Here is an 18,403-nt window from a genome sequence, read left to right as displayed (position 1 = left end):
TCCGGGGTGTCGCGTCTCAGGCGGGGGTGTCCTCGGCGAGATCCGGCGTCCCCACGTCGCCGAACGCCGCGTGCAGGGCGCGGGCCGCCCAGATCGGGTCACCGTCGAGCCTGGCCGCGTCGCAGAGGGCGGCGACCTCGTCGGTGGCGCCCTGGGCCGCGAGGTGGACCGTCGTCGACCGCGCCACCCGGCGCAGCGCCGGCGCGTGGGCCGCGAAGGCCGTGGCGCGGTGCGCGGCGACGACGACGGCCTCCGGCTGGAGCGTCCGGGCCGCCAGGGCGAGCTCGGACGTCGGGGTGTTGGCGCCGAGGTAGCTGGTGCGCCAGCCGAGTCGGGACAGCACGATGGAGGTCGCCATGAGACCGAACTCGTGGTGCTCGCCGGGCATGCACGCGAGCACCGCCATCGGACCGTGGGGACGCTCGTCGGCGCCCATGAGGACCGAGAGCCGCGAGCGCAGGACGTTGCTCGCGAAGTGCTCCTGGGCCACGCCGATCGACCCGGCGGACCACCGCTCCCCGACGTCGTGGAGGTAGGGGAGCACGACGAGCGAGAGGGCGTCCTCGACACCGAGCTGCTCGAAGACCTGGCTGAGGACGCGGTGCCCGCCGGCCTCGTCGAACGCCTCGAGCGTGCGCTGGAGGGCGTCCCGCCAGTCGTCGGGAGTCGGCGCGGGTGACGTGGTCATGGTCGGGCTCCTCTCCGCGGGTCGGGGACCGCGAGGTCCGGGGTCAGAACTGACGCGTCGTACCCGTTCGAGCCGATCTGCCCACGGTCGTGACCGAATCGTGCCCTTCCGGGCAAAGTCGGTTGGCGAGCCGTCGCCCGCGGCACAGGATGAGATATGCCGTCCGCCGCGCCCTCGCGCACCGCCGTCCTCCTCGAGGTGGCGTGCGACGAGTCCGGCTCGGAGGGCGAGAAGCTCGTCCGGGGCAGCACCGACACCTTCGCCCACGCGAGCGTCGACGTCACGACCGGCGCCGCCCTCGCGACGATCGAGCGCGTGCGCGTCGAGGCGCGCTCGCCCGCGACGGAGGTCAAGGCGAGCGTCGTCCTGCGACCGCAGAACCGGCGGCTGCTCGAGTGGCTCCTCGGTGAGGACGGCCCGCTCCTCGGCCGTGCCCACGTGCACCTGACCGACAAGGCGCTGCACCTCACCGGCCGCCTCGTGGCGCTGCTCGGCGGCGGGGAGGGCAGCGACGGCGCCCCGTCGGAACGGGACGTCGCCCGCCGGGTGGAGCTGCTGCACCGATCGGCCTCGCGACGCCTCGGCCCGGCGGCGTGGGAGACGGTGCTGGCGGACTTCAACGACGTCGTACGGGCCCGTTCGCTCCAGGACGCGGCGGCGAGCGCGTCGGCGCTGCGTCGTGGCCTCGTCGGGCTGGCGGACCTGCCCGGCCTCCCGGCGGACTCGGGCGAGCTCGTGCGCTCGGTGGTCGCGGCCGTGCCCGACGACCCGGAGGGCCTGCTCGCCCTCGTGGCACGCGGACGCGGTGCGCTCGACCCGATCGTGCCGGCGCTCGCCGAGGTCCTGCGCCACTGGGGAGGCGCGGGCCGCCCGCTCTGGGTCGTGCACGACGTGCAGGCGACCCTCACCGATGCCGCCATCCGCACCGCCGTCGGGTCGAGCGCCGACGGGTGGTCCGACTCGCTCGAGGGCATCAGCTTCGTCGACTCGCAGGACGACCCGCGCGTGCAGCTGGCCGACTTCCTGGCCGGCGCCGCACGGCGGGTCGCCTCGCACGTCCTTGCAGGAGAGGCAGATCCGGTGCTCGTCGAGCTGATCTCGCCCTACGTCAGCCCACGCTCGACGTGGGTCGACGTCCACGAGGGACGTGACGGCATACGCCCTCGTCAGACGGCTGGCAGGCGCGTGATCCAGTAGCTCGCCGTGCCCGGTGAGGCCGCGCCGAAGCGGGCGTTCACGGCCCACAGCCAGCCACCGGCGAGCGTCGCCGTCGACGGGATGTCGAGGGTGTCGTCGGTGCGGGCGCCGGTCCACTTCGCCGACCACCCGGTGCCCGTCGGAGCGAGGCGCAGCATCGAGACCTCGTACTGGCCGCTGCCGCGCACGTTGTAGAGGACCGAGCCGTCCGTCTCGAGCCCGTCGCCGCCGATGATGCCGAGGCCTCCGCGCACCGGGATCTCGCGGGTCGCGCCCGTGGCCGGCGTGACCTGCCAGAGCCCGCCGACGCGGCTGTTGTTGAGGACGATTTCGCCGTCGGGCAGCAGTCGGATCCCGTTGGCGTTGTTGGCGACTCCGTCACCGGCGGGCCACGCGCCGGTCAGCGGCACGAACGTCGGTCCGCTCACTGACATGGTCGCGTGGTCGTGCGTGATGACGGTCAGCCGGTCGACCCTCGAGTCCGTCACCCAGACGGCCGAATCGGTGACGACGAGGTCGTTGAGGAAGCCCGCTCCCGGGACGACGACGTCGTGCATGACCGCGCCCGTCGTCGCGTCGACGCACCACACGTGGCCCTCGGTGACCGAGCCGGTCGTGATGCCGCCGACCGCCCAGACGACGCCGCATTGGTCGTCGTGGAAGAGCCCGCGCAGGGCGCGCCCGGCGGCGCCCGGCAGCAGGGTGGCCACGGTGCCCGCGAGCAGGTCACCCGTGACGATGCGGCCGTCGGCGAGCGACCCGACGTAGTAGGTCGTCCCGGGACCCGACGTGATGCCCTCGGGGCGTATGCCGTCGGGCAGGGCCACCGTCTCGGGCGCGGGCGAGCGCCCACCGGCGGCGGCAGACACCGCCGGGGCGGTGAGGGCGACGAGGGCGCCGGCGGCTGCTGTCGTCAGCACGGCACGGCGGGTGGGGCGGGGCAGTGGTCGGGGGCTGGGCGTGTGAGTGTCCATTCCCCATCCTGCGCACACGACCGCCGTCCTCGGAAGGGGCGCTCGGGCGTTGTCGAGGGTCGCGCCGCGCTCGGCATCGAGGTCGGCGTCGGGGTCGCGTCTGCCTCACAGCCCTCGTTCCGTGTTCCGTTGGCGGCCCCTGACGGTCACCACGCGCGGGTATGCCGCCGGGCTCGGACCGGCGGCATACGTGCTCTCGCGTCCTGCGAGACGGGATCAGCGGAAGAGGTCGAGCTTCCCGTGCTTCTCGGCGAGCAGGTAGTAGACGGTGACGCGGTTCTTCGTGCGGTCGCCCTTGAGCGTCTGGCCGACCTCGGCCAGCGAGGCGTCGAGCTCGGCGTCGGAGTCGGTGAGGCCGAGCTTCTTCTTCATGAATCCGTCACGCACGCGGTCGGTCTCGCTCTTGTCGCTGAACGACACGAGTGCCGAGTCGCGCTTCTGCAAGGCGATGCCGCAGTGTCGGACGATGCCCTTGATGGCTGCGTCGTCGGCGTCGGTGGAGTACTTCTTCACGTCTGCTGCCCAGTCTTCTGCCATGTGCCGTGCCCCTCTTCGTTGATTGGCTGGAACACGAGCGACGCTAAACCCGCGCGGCGCCGATGAGAAGAGCCTCGGGGTGGGCGTTCACCCCGAGGCTCCTGTGCGACCGCTGTCAGGCGGTGAGCTTGGCCCACGTCCGGGCGCCCACGACGCCGTCGGCCGTCAGGCCGCGGGACTGCTGGAAGGCCTGCGTCTTCGTCGCCGTCATGGCTCCGAAGACCCCGTCGGCGGTGAGGGAGTAGCCGCGATGGGTCAGCAGCTTCTGGGCCGCGACCACCGCCTGGCCGTTCGACCCCCGCTTGACGGTGACGACGAGGGCCGACCACGTCTTGGCGCCGACGATGCCGTCCGCGCCCAGGCCCTTGGCGCGCTGGAAGGAGATGACCTGGCTCTGCGTCGTCGGGCCGAACGAGCCGTCCACCGTGAGGCTGTAGCCGCGCTGGCGCAGCAGGTGCTGGATCGCCGTGACCCGGAAGCCGCTCGCGCCGCGCTTGACCGTGGTCCAGGCGACCGGGGCCGGCGCCGGTGTGCCGCCGCCTCCGCCGCCGATGCGCTTGGCGAGGGCCGCGAGCCGCGCGTCGCCCGGACGCACGTTGATCTCGAAGTGCATCTCGTCCTTGCGGCCCGAGTAGTCGCCGCCCCAGCGCACGACCCCGTTGCAGGAGTTGAGGATCGAGCGGATGTGCGAGCGCTGCGTGGCGCTGAAGGTGCCGGACTTCCCGAGCGGGTGGCGCGGTGCGTTGAGGTCGATGGCGGTGCCGCTCGAGTGGTTCGACAGCGAGGTGCTGCCCGAGATGACGCGGTAGCTGTGGCCCCAGCACCATCCCTTGACGAGGGCCTCGACCTCGCGGTCGAAGCGGCGGGCGACGTAGCCGAGGACGATGTGGACGTCGCCGCGGCGCACGCCGGCCGGGAAGGTTGCCGCACCGACGGACAGGGTGCTGAGCGGCACGACGGACGACGAGCCGGCGGACCAGCCGTTCTGCGAGGTGGCGGCCTGGGCGGCCGTGGCGGTGGCGGCGACGAGCCCGCCACCGATGAGGAGGCCGCTCGCGCCACGGATCAGCGTGCGGCGGCCGACGGAGGGACTGGTGGTTTCCTGGAGCTCACACATGACGACCCCTGATCGCGTGTCGATGGCGTGGACGCGGGCGCGTCCGCAGCGCCGACGCTAGGGCCGGGCGCCGTTGCGGTACATGGGGAGAACTCCCCGGCCCGATGCCACGAGCGCGTCGCCCAGCGCGGTGCGCCAGTAGAGCACCTCGCGCCCCGAGCGCCGGCGCAGCACCGTGCCGGCCGCGAGCAGCACCTTGAGGTGGTCGCCGACCGAGCCCAACGGCATACCCGTGCGGGCGACGAGGGCGCTCGTGCTCGACGGTTCGTCGATCGTGCGCAGCAGGGTGGCCCTCGCGCTCCCGACGAGCCGCTCGAGCCCGTCGTCGGCCTGCCCGTCGACCTCGGCGAGCGCGCCGGTGACGGGGTAGTAGATGGCGTAGCGGCTCGGCAGGTGCCAACCGACCCACGTCGCGGTGCCGTGGGCAGGCACGAAGTAGAGGTCGGCGTCGTCATCCAGCACGCGCGAGGGCAGGTCGTAGCGGTTGATCCGCAGCTGCCCGTCGCCGAGCCACTCACGGTCCCGACCCAGGTCGCGCAGCACCGCCGCCCAACCGTGGGTGGCGAGTCTCGCTGTGCGAGAGACGATGTCGGCGCGCAGGATGCGTTCGCGGCGGGCCCAGTCGGTGGCGAGCGCGTGCGTCCACACCCACTCGAGGAGCTGAGCCGCGTGCTCTGCGACGCCCGGTCGGGTCAGGCTGTGCGGCAGGGCTTGCTCGGGCGTGCTCTCCCTCAGGTGGGCACGAACCTGCTTGTCCCCCAACGCCCGCACGTCCTGGATCTCTTCGGCGAAGGTGCGTCCCGGACCGTCGGGCGGCAGCGCGAGCCAGTCGGAGATCCAGCCGGGGCGCCAGCTGTGCTCGAGCACGGCACGGCGTCGAGGGTGCTCGGCGAGCATCGCCTCGAAGGACTCCCGGTGTGCGGCGGCGAAGGCACGTCCGGCCGCGTCGCTGGGTCGCACGAGGTCGTTGAGGGCGGCCACGGTCTCGATGCGTGGGGACACGACGAAGCGGCTCCGCGCCAGCAGGTCGGCCGAGATCCGCCACGTCCCCATGTTTCGCCTCCGTCCGAAACATTAGCGTGGGTGACGTCAGGCCGTCAGGGTGACCGGGTGAAGACCTACCGCCAGCTGTTCGCCGTCCGTGAGTTCCGGGTCCTCTTCGTCGTCCAGTGCCTCAACGTCGGGTCGTATGCCGTCGCGTCCCTCGCGCTGGGCACCATCACCTTCGCGGCCACCGCGTCGCCCGTCCTGACGGCGCTCGCGATGTTCGGCGCGCCCCTCATGCGCCTCGTCGGGCAGACGCTCTTCGGCTCCGGGTCCGACCTCGTGCGGCCGCGCACCGCCCTCGTCCTCGTCGCCAGCACGACGATGGTGACCGACCTGCTCCAGGCACTTCCCGGGCTCGGATGGGGCTGGCGTTTCGCGCTGCTCGCGGTCGGTCCGCTCATCACCTCGGCGCTCGGCGGCAGCATGATGGCTCTCGTCTCCGACATCCTCCCGCCGGACGGCTTCATCCTCGGCCGAGCCACGATGAACATCGCGGTCGGCGGCATGCAGATCGTCGGCTACGGCATCGGCGGCCTGCTCCTCATCACCTTCACGACGACCCAGCTCTTCCTCGGTGCGGGCGCAGCCCTCTTCGTCGCGGTGCTCCTGCTGCGCCTCGGCCTCTCGGACCACCCTCCGCGCCACGCGGGAGCCTCCCTCGTCCGCCGAACGCGCGAGGTGAACCGCGCCCTGCTCGGCTCGCGCGTGGTCCGTCCGCTCCTGCTGACGATGTGGGTCCCCAACGGCCTGATCGTCGGCTGCGAGGCGCTCTTCGTGCCGTTCGCGGGGGAGGGCGCCGGCTACCTCTTCGCCGTGACCGCAGCCGGCATGCTCATCGGCGACGTCGTCGTCGGCCGCTTCCTCGACGTCGGGGTGCGCGACCGACTCATCGGCCCGTTGCGCCTGCTGCTCGCCGTACCCTACCTCGCGTTCTTCCTCGTCCCGTCGCTTCCGTATGCCGCGTCGCTCGCCTTCGTGGCGTCCGTGGGCTACTCGGCGAGCCTGCCCCTGCAGGAGCGGCTCGTCTCGCACACCGACGGTCAGGCCCGAGGGCAGGTCTTCGGTCTGCAGGGCACCGGCCTCATGGTGGGCCAGGCCCTGGGCGCCCTGCTGGGTGGCGCGGTGGCGAGTGGCCTGGGGGTCGGCCCTGTCGCTGCGGCGCACGCGATGGGGGTCATGGCCGTGGCGTCCGTCGTCGTGTCTCTCGCCGTCACGCCCGGGCTGCGTCGTTCGCGCCCGGGGGCCGGGGTCCTCGTGGGTGCCTCGACCTCAGCGGTCGGCTGAGCGGTCGGGTCGGGGTGGCGGCGACGCTGAAGCGTGCGGCGCGGCGCCGGACGAACCGGTTGCCCAGGTCGGTCGGCACTCCCGAACGCGGCGGCGCGGCGGGCCGGTAGAACCACCGTTTGCCGAGCTCGACGAGCACGAGGTAGGCGACGACCATGACGACGAGCGCCGCGAAGAAGCCGCCGGGCAGGGGCGCGAAGCCCAGGGTCGCCGCCAGCGGGGTCGCCGGCAGCACCGCCCCGACGAGGACGACGCCGAGGGCAGCGAGGGTCAGCGGGAGGCTCGGGTGGCTGCGGAAGAAGGGGACCGCGCGCGTGCGGATCGCGAAGATGACGAGCGTCTGCGTCGCGAGCGACTCGACGAACCAGCCCGACCGGAAGAGGTCGGGGCCGGCCTGGAAGACCCAGAGCATGACGCCGAAGGTGAGGAAGTCGAAGAGCGAGCTGAGTGGTCCGAAGAGCAGCATGAAGCGCCGGATGAAGGCGATGTCCCAGTGCGACGGCCGTCGCAGCTGCTCCGGGTCGACGTGGTCCGTCGGGATGGCGAGCTGGCCGGTGTCGTAGAGCAGGTTGTTGAGCAGGATCTGCGAGGGCAGCATCGGCAGGAACGGCAGGAAGAGCGAGGCCCCGGCCGCCGAGGCCATGTTGCCGAAGTTGCTCGACGTGCCCATGAGGACGTACTTCAGCGTGTTCGCGAAGATGCGCCGGCCCTCGACGACGCCGTCCGCGAGCACGTCGAGGCTCTTCTCGAGCAGGATGACGTCGGCCGCGTCCTTGGCGACGTCGGTGCCCGAGTCGACCGAGATCCCCACGTCGGCGGCGTGCAGCGCGACGGCGTCGTTGACCCCGTCGCCGAGGAACGCGACGCCCCCTCCGCCGTGTCGGTGCGCCCGGACGATGCGCGCCTTGTGCTCCGGGCTGACCCGGGCGAAGACGGTCGTGGCGCTGACGGCGTCGATGAGGTGCTCGTCGTCGAGGGCGTCGAGGTCGCTCCCGGTGAGGACCGCGTCGCCCGGCAGGCCCAGGTCCCGGCACACCTTGGCCGCGACGACGGCGTTGTCGCCCGTCACCACCTTGACCCGGATGCCGAGGGAAGCGAGCCGGCCGAGCGCCGCCGCGGCGTCCGGCTTCGGCGGGTCGAGGAAGACGAGCAGTCCCCGTAGGCGCAGGTCGTGCTCGTCCGCGGGCTCGGGGGCGCGGGGTGAGCTGACCGGACGGCTCCCGACGGCGACGACGCGGTTGCCGGCCGCGAACTCCGCGTCGAGGGCGGCACGTGTCTCGGGCGCGACGTCGACGCAGCGTTCGAGCACCGTCTCTGGTGCACCCTTCGTGACGAGGTGCAGGTCCCCGGCCCCGTCGCGGACGACGACGGAGAGCATCCGGCGCTCGTGGTCGAAGGGCAGCGCACCGAGCACCTCGTGGGCGGTCAGAGACTCCCGGACCGCGGCCGTGGCGGGAGACTCCCACAGGGCCTCGTCCAGGGGGTTGCTCCCGACGGCCACCGTGCCGCCGGCGCCTGCCGGAGCGCTCTCGGCGCAGAGCAGGCCCCACCGCAGCACGTCGTCCGAGCGCTGCCCGGCCGCGGGCACGGCACGTGCGTAGTCGATGCGGCCGGCCGTCAGGGTGCCGGTCTTGTCGGTGAAGAGCAGGTCGATGTCGCCGAGGTCCTCGATGCAGACGAGCCGCTTGACGAGGACCTTGCGCCGGCTCATCTGGCGCGAGCCCGCGGCCAGGCTCGTCGAGACGACGGCCGGCAGCAGCTGCGGGGTGATGCCGACCGCGATGGCCAGCGAGAACAGCAGGGCGTCGAGGAGGGGTTTGTGGAGCAGCACGTTGATGACGAAGATCGAGGTCGTCAGGGCGCCGGCGACTCTGACGAGCAGCATCGAGAAGCGGTGCAGCCCGACCTGGAACTCGGTGTCGAGCTGGTGGGTGCCGAGGCCGGTGGCGATGGCGCCGAACTCGGTCCGCGAGCCCGTGGCCACGACGACGCCACGCCCGCTCCCGGCGTGCACGACGGTCCCCATCAGCGCGCACCCGGTGAGGTCGGCGAGCGTGGCGCTCCCGTCGACCACCTCGGTGGACTTCTCGACCGGCTGGGACTCGCCGGTCAGCACCGACTCGTCGCACTCGAGCCGCACGACGGACACGAGACGGATGTCGGCCGGCACGACCTCGCCGAGGCTCAGCTCAACGACGTCGCCGGGCACGAGCGAGGTCACGTCGACGCGGCCGAACGCGCCGCCGCGCAGGACGACCGCCTCGTGGCTGACCTGGGAGTGCAGCGACGCGGCGGCCTGCTCGGCGCGGTACTCGTTGACGAAGCCGAGCCCGACCGAGACGACGACGATGACCCCGATGATGACGGCGTCGCTCTTCTCCCCGACGAAGTAGGACGCCGTCGCCGCGACGAGGAGCAGGCCGAGCAGCGGCGAGTTGAGCTGGTGCCACAGCACGGTGAGGACTCGCGCGTGGTGAGTGGCGATCGCGTTAGGGCCGTACGTGACCCGCCGTCGAGCCACCTCGTCCGCGCTGAGACCGGCAGCCGGGTCGACCCCGAGCGAGCTCAGCACCTCGGGTGCGGGTCGGCCCGCGGCGGCCCGGACGGACGCCGCCGCGCTGCTCGGTGCCAGCACCCCGGAGCTCACCCCTTCATGGTGCTCCTCGAACCGGGGCGTGGCTCACGATCTGTGTCACACCGAGGGCGAGGTCACGTCAGCGGGTCACGTCAGCAGGCCCGTCCGCGGATCACGTCACGAGGCCGCGCCGGCGGGCGATGGCCGCAGCCTCGGTGCGACCGGAGGCGCCGAGCTTGGCGAGCAGGTTGGACACGTGGACGCTCACGGTCTTGGTGCTGATGTAGAGCTGCTTGCCGATCTGGCCGTTGGTCAGGCCCTGGGCGAGCAGCGCCAGCACCTCGAGCTCGCGCGGCGTCAGCTCGGCCGCACCCTCGTCGTCACCGACGGCCGCCCGACCCGTCCCCGTACGGCCGGCGCCCGGGCCCGGTCGCACGTCGTCGAGCTCGGCGAGCAGCGGCTTGGCCTCGAGGCGGACCGCGACCTCGCGGGCCTGCTCGGCGACCTCGCTCGACGCGGCGACGTCTCCGGCGGCTCGCAGCGCGGCGGCCAGCCGGGCCCGCGACCGGGCGGTCTCGAAGACGTGCCCGTAGCGCTCGAACGCCGCGGCGCTCTCGCGCCAGGCGTCGACGAGCTCCTCGACGGGGGGTGGGTCCTCGAGCCCGGCGACCCGCTGCAGGCGCAGCACCTCGGCCTCGAGCCGGGCGATCCACGCCCAGGTCTCGCGGCTCGTGTCCTCGAGCGACTGCCGGGCCGAGCGCTCGAACTTGGGCCGGCTCGCCTTCTCCACCGCCGGCCGCAGCTGGCCGATGCGGCGGGCCCGGTCGGCGAGGTCGTCGACGAGCGCCACGGCGCGCGCACGCAGATCAGGGTCGGCGTGGGGCACGAGGGCCGCCGCCTGGCCCGCGACGACCGCGGCGAGCCGCGCGACGGCGTGGTACTCGCCCCAGGCGGCGTCGAGGACGCTCACGGCGGCCTCGGTCAGGTCGAGCACGGCGGCGAGGTCGCCGGCCTGCCCGAGCACGTCGACGCCCGGCATCACCGTGAGCACGACGCAGAGGCCGTCGACGTGCCACCACTCGCGCAGCGCCGCTATGAGGTGGGGGTCCACGGGCTCGCCGCGACCGGCCCGCACGGACAGCGCGGCCGCCGTGAAGATCGTGCGCCCCGGCTGGGGCGCGGGTCGTCCTGCGAGGTCGAGTCGGCGCACGGCGCCGTCCCAGTCACCGAGCTCGTATGCCGTGAGGCCGCCGAGCAGGCGGCACTCCTGTCCCCACGGGGCCCACTCGCGGTGCAGGTGCCGGGCCACGTCGGCGCCGCGGTCGTAGAGCGCGAGCGACCCGGGCAGGTCGCCCCGGCGGTGCGCCAGCGACGCGAGCTGGTGCAGGGCCCGCAGCAGGAGCGGGTCGTCGGGCGGGATGTCGGCGACGACCGCGTGCAGGTGCGCCTCGACCGACTCCAGGTCCTCCTGCGCCTCGAGCACCCGGGCGAGGATGGTGCGCACCTCGGCCAGCGCGACCCCGAGGCCGAGCCGCTCGGCGAGCAGCGACACCTCGTTGCCGACGACGGCCGCCTCGACGAACGAGCCGTTGTCGACGAGGGCCTGCACGCGCGCGACGAGCACCCGGACGCGGCGCTCGTCGGCCTCCTCACCGATGAGCGAGAGGGCCTCGTCGGTCAGGGCGATCGAGTCGACGGGCAGGTCGAGGATGCGCGAGCGGATGACGAGCGTCGCGAGCAGGTCGGCGCGCGCGCCCGGGTGCTGGGACGTCCCGGGGTGGTCGAGCCGGTCACGCAGCAGGTCGATGGCGCGGATCGAGTCGCCGGCGACCATCGCCGCGCGCGAGGCGCCGAGCGTCACCTCGTCGCGCTCGAGGTCGTCCTCGCCGAGCCACGTCAGGGCCCGCTCGAGGTGGAGCAGGGCCTCCTGGGGGCCACCGACGGCCATCGCCGACTCGGCTGCCGCGCGGCTGGCCCGGACCGCCGTCGGCAGGTCGCCCACCGCAGCGGCGTGGCGGGCGAGCTCGGACGCGGGGGCGAGGTCGGGGCGCTCGGCCAGCACGGCGGCATACGCCCGGTGGAGGCGCAGGCGCTCGCCCGGGAGCAGGCTGTCGGCGACGGTCTCGCCGAGGAGGGCGTGGCGGAAGGTGTAGGCCGGGGGCCAGCGCGCCTCGAGCACGTGGTGCTCGACGGCGGCGGCGAGGGCCGCCTCGAGGGTCTCGTCGGGCAGGGCGAGGACGCGCGAGAGCAGGTCGTGGCCGATGAACTGGCCGCCCTTGAGGGCGATGGCGCGCAGCACGCGCTGAGCGGTGTCGTCGAGCTGCTCGACACGGGCGCGAAGGACGCGGCTGAGGCCGCCGGTCAGCGCCTGACCCGCCGCGGCGCTCGCGACGAGCTCCTCGGCGAAGAACGGGTTGCCCTCGGCACGTCGCGCGATCTCGGAGCTCGTGGCGGCGTCGGTCGGCGCGCCTTCGACGCCGGAGACGAGCTCTCGGACGGCGTCGTCGGTCAGCGGGGCGAGCTCGACGTGCTCGAGCCCCGCGATGCGCGCCCAGACGGCGAGCGTGTCGTGGAGAGGGTGGCGGCGGAAGAGGTCGTCGGAGCGGTAGGTCACGACGAGCCCGACGGCCCTGGTGAAGCCGCGCGTGAGCAGGAGGGTGATGAGGTCGCGCGACGAGTGGTCGGCCCAGTGGACGTCCTCGACGACGACGAGGGAGGGCTGCTCGTCGCCGAGCGCCGACAGGAGCGCGTGCACGGCCTCGGCGACCTGCCCGGGGTCGGTGGCGCGTCCGGCTCGCTCGGGATCGTGCGCGTCGGCACGTGCGGGCAGGAGGTGACCGAGGCTGGGGTGGGTGTCGAGCACGCGCTCGACGACGTCGGGGTGGCCGGCGTCGATGGTGCCGACGAGCTCGACGAAGGGGAGGTAGGCGAGGCTGCTGCCGGCCTGCCCGACGCAGTGGCCGATCGCGGTGAACCACCCGACGTCCGTGGCGTCGGTGACGAGCTGGCCGACGATGCGCGACTTGCCGATGCCTGCGTCGCCCGACAGCACGACGACGCCACCGGGCTGGACGCCCCCGGTGGGGCGCAGTCCGATGGCGTCGGCGAGCCGGGACAGGTCGGTGTCCCGCCCGATGATGGGGCCGGTGCGCAGCGGCATACGCGGCATCATCGCGTACTCCACCGACATCGGTGCGGCTGGCGGGGACACGGCCTCCGTCGCCGTGGTCACCTCCGGCGACCCTGGCCGTTCTCCTCCCGGGTGTTGCGTGCCATCGTGCGGCGGATGACCTCCAGCGACGAGTCGCGACGGGTGCGACGGCGCTGGGGGTAGCGGGACTCGATCTCGGCCTGGACTGCCCGGAGGTCGCTGTAGTGCTCGATCATGGTCTTTCCTCTGCTCGTGCCTTTCTGGACTCCTCCAGACTCGGCCGCTGAGGTAGGGCCCCACATCGGACGACCTCCCTATCCGCGCGCACCACCTACCTCAGATCCGATGGCGTATGCCGTGTGGCGCGTCTGAGGTAGGCGCTCGCCGCCGCCTCAGGCGGGTGGAAGGACCGGCGGGGCTGCGCAGGCCAACGGCCAAGTCAGTCCTAGCCGAGGACGAGGGTGGCGGCGATGGCGAACATGACCACCGCGATGGCGACGTCGAGGACGCGCCACGTGGCGGGGCGGGCGAAGAGCGGCGCCAGCAGCCGCGCACCGTAGCCGAGGGAGGCGAACCAGGCGAGGCTCGCGGCAGCGGCGCCGGCTGCGAACCACCAGCGTCCGTCGGGGCCGTGCTGGTTGGCGAGCGACCCGACGAGCAGCACCGTGTCGAGGTAGACGTGCGGGTTGAGCCACGTCAGCGCGACGACGGTGGCGAGCACGCCGCTCCGGGACGCCTGGGCGCCCTCCGCCTGGAGTGCCTTGGGGTGGCGGGCGTTTCGCAGGCAGAGCACGCCGTAGCCGACGAGGTATGCCGCGCCGACCCACCGGACGACCGTGAGCAGTCCCGGGTGGGCCGTGACCAGACCACCGACGCCGAGCACCCCGGCCATGACGAGCACCGCATCGCTGACGGCACAGACGGCGACGACGAGCCCGACGTGGTGGCGCGCCAGCCCGGTCCGGAGCACGTAGGCGTTCTGGGCCCCGATGGCCACGATGAGCGAGGCCATGGTGAGGAAGCCGGGCAGGAGGGAGGTCACCCGCCGACGGTACGGGCGGACGCTGCTTCAGTGAAGCGAAGGTTCCTACAGCATCATTAGCATGGCTTCATGCGGTTGCAGCCCGAGCACCTCGCCACCCTGCTCGCCATCGTCGATGCCGGCACCTTCGACGCGGCCGCCCGGCGGCTCCACGTGACGCCGTCAGCGGTCAGCCAGCGCGTCAAGGCGCTCGAGGCGGAGGTCGGTCAGGTCGTCGTCGTGCGCACCGCACCCTGCCGCGCGACACCGGCCGGTGAGGCGCTCGTCCGGCTGGCCCGGCAGCAGAGCCTGCTCGAGTCCGAGGCGCTCGCAGGCCTCGCCACCGGAGAGGGGGACCGGGTGGACCTGCCGATCGTCGTCAACGCCGACTCGATGTCGACGTGGTTCACCGGGGTGCTGACCGATGCGGCCGGCTGGGACGACGTGGTGCTGCGTGTCCGTGTCGAGGACCAGGATCACTCGGCCCGGCTGCTGCGTTCGGGTGAGGTGCTCGGTGCGGTCACCTCGGACCCCACACCGGTCCAGGGCTGCTCCACCGAGCCGCTGGTGACGATGCGCTACCTGCCGGCCGCGACGCCGGAGCTGCTCGACCGTCACCGTGCCGGCCGCGGGTTCGACTGGGCCACAGCGCCGCTGGTGCGTTTCAACGGCAAGGACGACATCCAGCAGCGCCTCCTCGACCGGCACGGGGTGGCCAGCGCGCCTCCGACGCACGAGGTGCCCGACGGCGCCGGCTTCGTGGCCGCCGTCCGTGCCGGCCTCGGCTGGGGTGCCCTGCTCACCACACAGCTCGCTCCGCTCCTCGAGGCGGGCGACGTCGTGCGCCTCGGCTCCCGGGACCACGTCGACGTCCAGCTCTACTGGCAGCGCTGGCGGCTGCCCTCCGCGCACCTGGACCGGCTGAGCGAGACCGTCAGGACGGCGGCGTCGTCGGCGGCCCCGCGCTCGACGGTGCGTCGTCCAGCAGAGCGCGCCACGCGGCATACCCCCCGATGACGTCGGTCGCACGGTGGATCCCCAGCTCCTGCAAGGCTGCTGCCGCGAGACTCGACGTGTAGCCCTCCTGGCAGAGGACGACGACCTCGAGGTCGTGGCTCGCGTTCGGCAGTGCGGCGTCGCTCGAGGGGTCGAGGCGCCACTCGAGGACGTTGCGCTCGATCACCGTCGCGAAGGGCAGCTCGCCCTCGGCGTCGCGCTGCGCGGCCGGGCGGATGTCGACGACGAAGGCGCCTCTGCCGCGGGCCTGCTCGGCGTCCTCGGGGGTGAGGCGGTGCAGACGACTGCGTGCCTCGGCCAGCACCTCGTCGATCGTGCGGGGACGGTCAGCAGGCGGCGTCACCAGTCGACCCCGACCTCGGCCTGCTCCTCCACCTCGAGCACGCCGTCGACGGCGCGGTAGTTGGTCATGGCCGTCAGCTTGGGCGCATAGACGTGCAGGCTCACGGCCGGGTCGGAGCCGGCGTTGGTCACCCGGTGCAGGTGACGGGTGCCGAAGGTCCGCTGGTCGCCCGGGCCGAGCAGCACGCCGGGCCCCGTGACCCGCCGGACGTCGTCGAGGTCGACCGCCGTGCGGTAGCCGGCGACCTCCTCCGTGAGCACGCCCTGGAGCACGACGAACGAGCCGGCGCTGCCGCCGTGGTCGTGCCACGGCGTGCCCTGGCCCGGCAGCCAGGTGAGCAGCCACGCCTCGTGGTCGTGGTCGGCGAGCAGTCGCGCGTAGTAGCGCGTGATGGGGTCGAAGTCGACGAGGCCCTGCCAGAGCGTGCGCTGGCGGGAGAGTCGGCGGGCGGTGTCGGCGAGGTCGACGGAGGTGCGCTGGGCGCCGCGGGACATGGTCGTGCCTTTCGGTCGGGTCGGGTCTGTTGCAGGACGTCGGGGCCGCTCGGGAGCGGGGCGCTCAGTGCGCGCACATCGTCCCGAGCAGTCGACAGCGAAGCCAGACCAAGACATAACCATGCATTGCCATAAAGCAAACGTTAACTTATGTGGTTGGTCCTCGACAACGACGGGTCTGCGGTGGCGGGAAGTCGCGGGGTTCTGGCCGAAAAGGGCGCGGCGCGGTGTCGGTCCCCACGCCTAGGGTTCGGGGGTGACCGTGGACAGCCGCACTGCCAGTGACGCCCCGACGACCGCCCGCCGCACGCGGTGGCTCGTGCTCGGGGCGGTGGCCGTCACGCTGCTTCTCTGGGCGTCGGCCTTCGTCGCGATCCGTCACCTCGGACACGACATGCCGCCGGGTGCGCTGTCGCTCGGTCGCCTGCTCGTGGCCTCGGTCGCGCTGGGAGTCCTGGTCTTCCGCCGGCCGCGCACGTGGCCCGCCCGGCGTGACTGGCCGCTGCTGCTGCTCTGCGGCGTGGGCTGGTTCGGCGTCTACAACCTCGCCCTCAACGAGGCCGAGCGCCGCATCGATGCCGGCACGTCCGCGCTCATCGTGCAGATCGGCCCGATCATCGTGGCCCTGCTCGCCACCGTCTTCCTCGGCGAGAAGATGAGCCGCTGGCTCCTCATCGGCATGGCCGTCGGCTTCGCCGGAGTCGTCGTCATCGCCCGCGGCTTCTCGTCCGGGGACTCGGGCGACATGGTGGGCGTGTGGCTCGCCGTCCTCGCCGCGATCACGTATGCCGTGGGCGTCCTCGCGCAGAAGCCTCTCCTCGGGCGGTTGCCCGGGCCGGAGGTCACGTGGATCGCGTGCATCATCGGCGCGGTCGTCTGTCTGCCGTGGAGCGGTGAGCTCGTGACCGTCGTGCGCGACAGTGATGCGAGCACCTTGTGGTGGATCGCCTACCTCGGCATCTTCCCGACGGCCATCGCCTTCTCGACGTGGGCCTACGTGCTGGCGCGGAGCGACGCCGGCACGCTGACGCTGACGACGTTCCTCGTCCCGTTCATCGCGACGCTCATCGCCTGGGCGCTGCTCTCCGAGGTGCCGCCGCCGCTCACCTTCGTCGGTGGCGCCCTGTGCATCGCCGGCGTGCTCCTGACGAGGCGCAAGTCGCCGAGCAGGCAGCGGCCTGAGGTCGACGGCTGAGTGGATCCCGCTGGGGTCCAAGCGAATCGGCTGCCACTGAGGTGTGGACAGGCCTTCCTCCCAGTTCGAACATGTGTTCTAATTGAGAAGTCGGCGACCCGGGTGGGAGGAGTGAGTTCGTGCCATTCCTCGACTCCGGGCGCTCGGCTCCCGACGCGACTGACGGCGGGCTCAACCCGCGTGTCGTCTGGCTGCTGAAGCACGCGAAGTCCGTGTCTGGACAGGTGCCCAGGGCGCGGCCGGAGCCGCGTCCACCGCGCTCGTTGCTCGACGAGGCGGAGGCGGAGCTGTCGCAGATCGAGCGACTCGAGGTCCACAAGGGCCGCCTCGAGGGCCGGATCGTCGACGCCTACGCCGCGCTGCACTCCGTCGAGGAGCAGCACCTCTCCCAGCTGGTCACGAGCTCGCCGGTACCCATCACGGCCGACCAGGTCGTGACGCAGGAGGTCGCGTGCGCGACCGGGGTGGGCGCGTCGGAGGTCGCGCGTCGGCTCGAGCTGGCGACGGCGCCCCGGCGCCACCGCGTGCTGCGCGAGCGGCTGCGCGCCGGCTCGGTCAGCCTCCAGCGGGCGCTGCGCATCGTCGTGGAGACGAGGATGCTCGACGACGACGCCGTCCCCGATCTCGAGGCGACCGTCCTCGCGCCGGCTCGCGACGGGTCGATCCCGTCGCACCGTCTCTTCGGTGAGCGGCTGCGGCGGTGCGTGCGAGCGGCGGACCCGCGCGGGCACGAGGAGCGTCGACAGGCTGCCAAGGTCAGGCGCACGGTCTTCGGCCGCCTGGTCGAGGACGGCATGGGCACGTTCACCGTCGTGGCGCCGGCCGAGCGGGTGGTCGGGGTGCTCGACCGGGTGGACGCGATGGCACGGGCCGCCCGTGCGGCCGGTGACGCCCGCACCCTCGACCAGCTGCGCAGCGACCTCCTCTGCGACCTCGTCCTCTTCGGCATCGTCCCGGACCCCGAGGGCAACCCGTCCGCGGGTGGCCCGTCCGCGGGTAACCCGTCCCGGGGTGGCCCGACCCGGGGTGGCCCGTCCGAGGGTGGCCCGTCCGAGGGTGGCCCGTCCCAAGATGGCCCGTCCGCGAGCGGCTTGGGCTGGTCCGGCCTCTCGGACGCCCCGCCCGCGGCGGTTCGCATCGTCGTCCCCTTCGAGGTGGCCGTCGGTCTGTCCGACGCACCGTGCGAGCTGACCGGCCACGGCTGGGTCACCGCAGCGCACGCTCGCCGGATCATCACGGCCCCCGGCTCGGTGTGGCAGCGTCTCGCGGCCGACGTCGACACCGGCCGCGCCCTCGAGCTCTCGACCGACCGCTACACCCCGACGCCCGAGATGATCGAGCACGTCAAGGCGGTGGACGGCGTCTGTCGCGGCCCGGGGTGCCAGGTCCCGGCCGACCGGTGCGACGTCGACCACCTCCAACCGTGGCCGGCCGGCCGCACCCACGTCTCCAACCTCGACTCGCTGAGTCGCGGCTGTCACAACGGCAAGACCGCGAGGGTCTGGCGCGTTCGCCAAGCGGCCGACGAGGGGATCTCGTGGACCTCGCTGGCCGGCCGGGAGTACATCACCTACCCGAAGGACTGGCGCGAACCGCTGCGCGACCGGGGCTCGGGTCCACCGGGGCGGGGCGCCCCACCGGGCGCTTCGGTCGACGATCACGCGCACGACGCGCCGGGTGTTGTGCCGGCCGACCTGCCGGACGACGTGCCGGACGACGGGCCGGACGCACCGACGTTGGACGACCTGCCCCCGTTCTGAGCG

General features: G+C 73.1%; 16 protein-coding genes. 5 read left to right on the top strand and 11 right to left on the bottom strand.

All coding sequences use genetic code 11. The features are described from left to right. Positions 1 to 16: 16 nt before the first annotated feature. On the bottom strand, positions 17 to 688 hold the full coding sequence (locus IEY30_RS18835) for a cobalamin B12-binding domain-containing protein (protein WP_052358924.1): 672 nt from the start codon (positions 686 to 688) through the stop codon (positions 17 to 19). Between the two features lie 156 nt (positions 689 to 844). On the opposite strand from IEY30_RS18835, the gene IEY30_RS18830 reads away from it, so the two are divergent. Continuing rightward, positions 845 to 1,885 carry a DUF3800 domain-containing protein gene (locus IEY30_RS18830; protein ID WP_052358926.1) on the top strand — a complete coding sequence of 347 codons (1,041 nt, stop codon included), beginning with the start codon at positions 845 to 847 and terminating at the stop codon, positions 1,883 to 1,885. Here IEY30_RS18830 and IEY30_RS18825 read toward each other — a convergent pair. From IEY30_RS18825 to IEY30_RS18810, 4 genes are all read right to left on the bottom strand, one after another. Next, the gene (locus IEY30_RS18825; protein ID WP_052358927.1) at positions 1,855 to 2,859 is read right to left on the bottom strand and encodes an NHL repeat-containing protein; all 1,005 of its coding nucleotides are present in this window, start codon (positions 2,857 to 2,859) and stop codon (positions 1,855 to 1,857) included. The two genes, IEY30_RS18830 and IEY30_RS18825, sit on opposite strands and share 31 nt — an antisense overlap. Positions 2,860 to 3,075: 216 nt before the next feature. Next, positions 3,076 to 3,396 (bottom strand): DUF2853 family protein, encoded by a 321-nt coding sequence (locus IEY30_RS18820; protein WP_030202442.1) that lies wholly within the window; start codon positions 3,394 to 3,396, stop codon positions 3,076 to 3,078. 115 nt (positions 3,397 to 3,511) lie between these two features. Further along, positions 3,512 to 4,513, bottom strand: a complete 1,002-nt coding sequence (locus IEY30_RS18815) for a peptidoglycan-binding protein (RefSeq protein ID WP_030202445.1) — start codon at positions 4,511 to 4,513, stop codon at positions 3,512 to 3,514. A gap of 57 nt (positions 4,514 to 4,570) precedes the next feature. After that, complete coding sequence (locus IEY30_RS18810; RefSeq protein WP_052358929.1) at positions 4,571 to 5,566, bottom strand: ArsR/SmtB family transcription factor; 996 nt, start codon at positions 5,564 to 5,566, stop codon at positions 4,571 to 4,573. 57 nt (positions 5,567 to 5,623) lie between these two features. Between IEY30_RS18810 and IEY30_RS18805 the strand changes: the two genes are divergently transcribed. Then, on the top strand, positions 5,624 to 6,844 hold the full coding sequence (locus tag IEY30_RS18805) for an MFS transporter (protein ID WP_030202455.1): 1,221 nt from the start codon (positions 5,624 to 5,626) through the stop codon (positions 6,842 to 6,844). Here IEY30_RS18805 and mgtA read toward each other — a convergent pair. From mgtA to IEY30_RS18785, 4 genes are all read right to left on the bottom strand, one after another. Further along, the gene (gene mgtA, locus IEY30_RS18800; protein ID WP_081920640.1) at positions 6,771 to 9,491 is read right to left on the bottom strand and encodes a magnesium-translocating P-type ATPase; all 2,721 of its coding nucleotides are present in this window, start codon (positions 9,489 to 9,491) and stop codon (positions 6,771 to 6,773) included. The genes IEY30_RS18805 and mgtA overlap by 74 nt on opposite strands. Positions 9,492 to 9,591: 100 nt before the next feature. Further along, complete coding sequence (locus IEY30_RS22195) at positions 9,592 to 12,651, bottom strand: helix-turn-helix transcriptional regulator (protein WP_030202460.1); 3,060 nt, start codon at positions 12,649 to 12,651, stop codon at positions 9,592 to 9,594. Next, on the bottom strand, positions 12,648 to 12,806 hold the full coding sequence (locus tag IEY30_RS18790; protein ID WP_156035468.1) for a hypothetical protein: 159 nt from the start codon (positions 12,804 to 12,806) through the stop codon (positions 12,648 to 12,650). Before IEY30_RS18790 ends, IEY30_RS22195 begins: the two co-directional genes overlap by 4 nt. 209 nt (positions 12,807 to 13,015) lie before the next feature. Continuing rightward, the gene (locus IEY30_RS18785; protein ID WP_030202462.1) at positions 13,016 to 13,612 is read right to left on the bottom strand and encodes a LysE/ArgO family amino acid transporter; all 597 of its coding nucleotides are present in this window, start codon (positions 13,610 to 13,612) and stop codon (positions 13,016 to 13,018) included. A 69-nt stretch (positions 13,613 to 13,681) separates the two neighbouring features. Here IEY30_RS18785 and IEY30_RS18780 point away from each other — a divergent pair, with 69 nt between their 5' ends. Then, positions 13,682 to 14,608, top strand: coding sequence for a LysR family transcriptional regulator ArgP (locus tag IEY30_RS18780; RefSeq protein WP_043417308.1), 927 nt, complete (start codon positions 13,682 to 13,684; stop codon positions 14,606 to 14,608). On the opposite strand, the gene IEY30_RS18775 is transcribed toward IEY30_RS18780, so the two are convergent. Both IEY30_RS18775 and IEY30_RS18770 read right to left on the bottom strand, forming a co-directional pair. Next, positions 14,526 to 14,951 carry a rhodanese-like domain-containing protein gene (locus IEY30_RS18775; protein ID WP_043417310.1) on the bottom strand — a complete coding sequence of 142 codons (426 nt, stop codon included), beginning with the start codon at positions 14,949 to 14,951 and terminating at the stop codon, positions 14,526 to 14,528. The genes IEY30_RS18780 and IEY30_RS18775 overlap by 83 nt on opposite strands. Next, positions 14,948 to 15,445 (bottom strand): cysteine dioxygenase, encoded by a 498-nt coding sequence (locus IEY30_RS18770; protein ID WP_052358932.1) that lies wholly within the window; start codon positions 15,443 to 15,445, stop codon positions 14,948 to 14,950. Before IEY30_RS18770 ends, IEY30_RS18775 begins: the two co-directional genes overlap by 4 nt. A gap of 256 nt (positions 15,446 to 15,701) precedes the next feature. Here IEY30_RS18770 and IEY30_RS18765 point away from each other — a divergent pair, with 256 nt between their 5' ends. Next, positions 15,702 to 16,640, top strand: a complete 939-nt coding sequence (locus tag IEY30_RS18765) for a DMT family transporter (protein ID WP_229675093.1) — start codon at positions 15,702 to 15,704, stop codon at positions 16,638 to 16,640. Positions 16,641 to 16,759: 119 nt separating this feature from the next. Further along, positions 16,760 to 18,400 carry an HNH endonuclease signature motif containing protein gene (locus IEY30_RS18760; RefSeq protein ID WP_030202474.1) on the top strand — a complete coding sequence of 547 codons (1,641 nt, stop codon included), beginning with the start codon at positions 16,760 to 16,762 and terminating at the stop codon, positions 18,398 to 18,400. Positions 18,401 to 18,403: the final 3 nt, after the last annotated feature.

Origin of the sequence: Terrabacter tumescens, from assembly GCF_014646815.1 — a bacterium.
In the GTDB taxonomy this organism is placed as follows: domain Bacteria; phylum Actinomycetota; class Actinomycetes; order Actinomycetales; family Dermatophilaceae; genus Terrabacter; species Terrabacter tumescens.
The sequence above is the reverse complement of the archived record's forward strand: the minus strand, read 5'-3'. Positions and strand labels throughout refer to the sequence as shown.

Excerpts from the sequence above, each read along its gene's own strand:
- IEY30_RS18835 (WP_052358924.1), bottom strand. The coding sequence starts at position 688 with ATGACCACGTCACCCGCGCCGACTCCCGACGACTGGCGGGACGCCCTC.
- IEY30_RS18830 (WP_052358926.1), top strand. The coding sequence starts at position 845 with ATGCCGTCCGCCGCGCCCTCGCGCACCGCCGTCCTCCTCGAGGTGGCG.
- IEY30_RS18825 (WP_052358927.1), bottom strand. The coding sequence starts at position 2,859 with ATGGACACTCACACGCCCAGCCCCCGACCACTGCCCCGCCCCACCCGC.
- IEY30_RS18820 (WP_030202442.1), bottom strand. The coding sequence starts at position 3,396 with ATGGCAGAAGACTGGGCAGCAGACGTGAAGAAGTACTCCACCGACGCC.
- IEY30_RS18815 (WP_030202445.1), bottom strand. The coding sequence starts at position 4,513 with ATGTGTGAGCTCCAGGAAACCACCAGTCCCTCCGTCGGCCGCCGCACG.
- IEY30_RS18810 (WP_052358929.1), bottom strand. The coding sequence starts at position 5,566 with ATGGGGACGTGGCGGATCTCGGCCGACCTGCTGGCGCGGAGCCGCTTC.
- IEY30_RS18790 (WP_156035468.1), bottom strand. The coding sequence starts at position 12,806 with ATGATCGAGCACTACAGCGACCTCCGGGCAGTCCAGGCCGAGATCGAG.
- IEY30_RS18780 (WP_043417308.1), top strand. The coding sequence starts at position 13,682 with ATGCGGTTGCAGCCCGAGCACCTCGCCACCCTGCTCGCCATCGTCGAT.
- IEY30_RS18770 (WP_052358932.1), bottom strand. The coding sequence starts at position 15,445 with ATGTCCCGCGGCGCCCAGCGCACCTCCGTCGACCTCGCCGACACCGCC.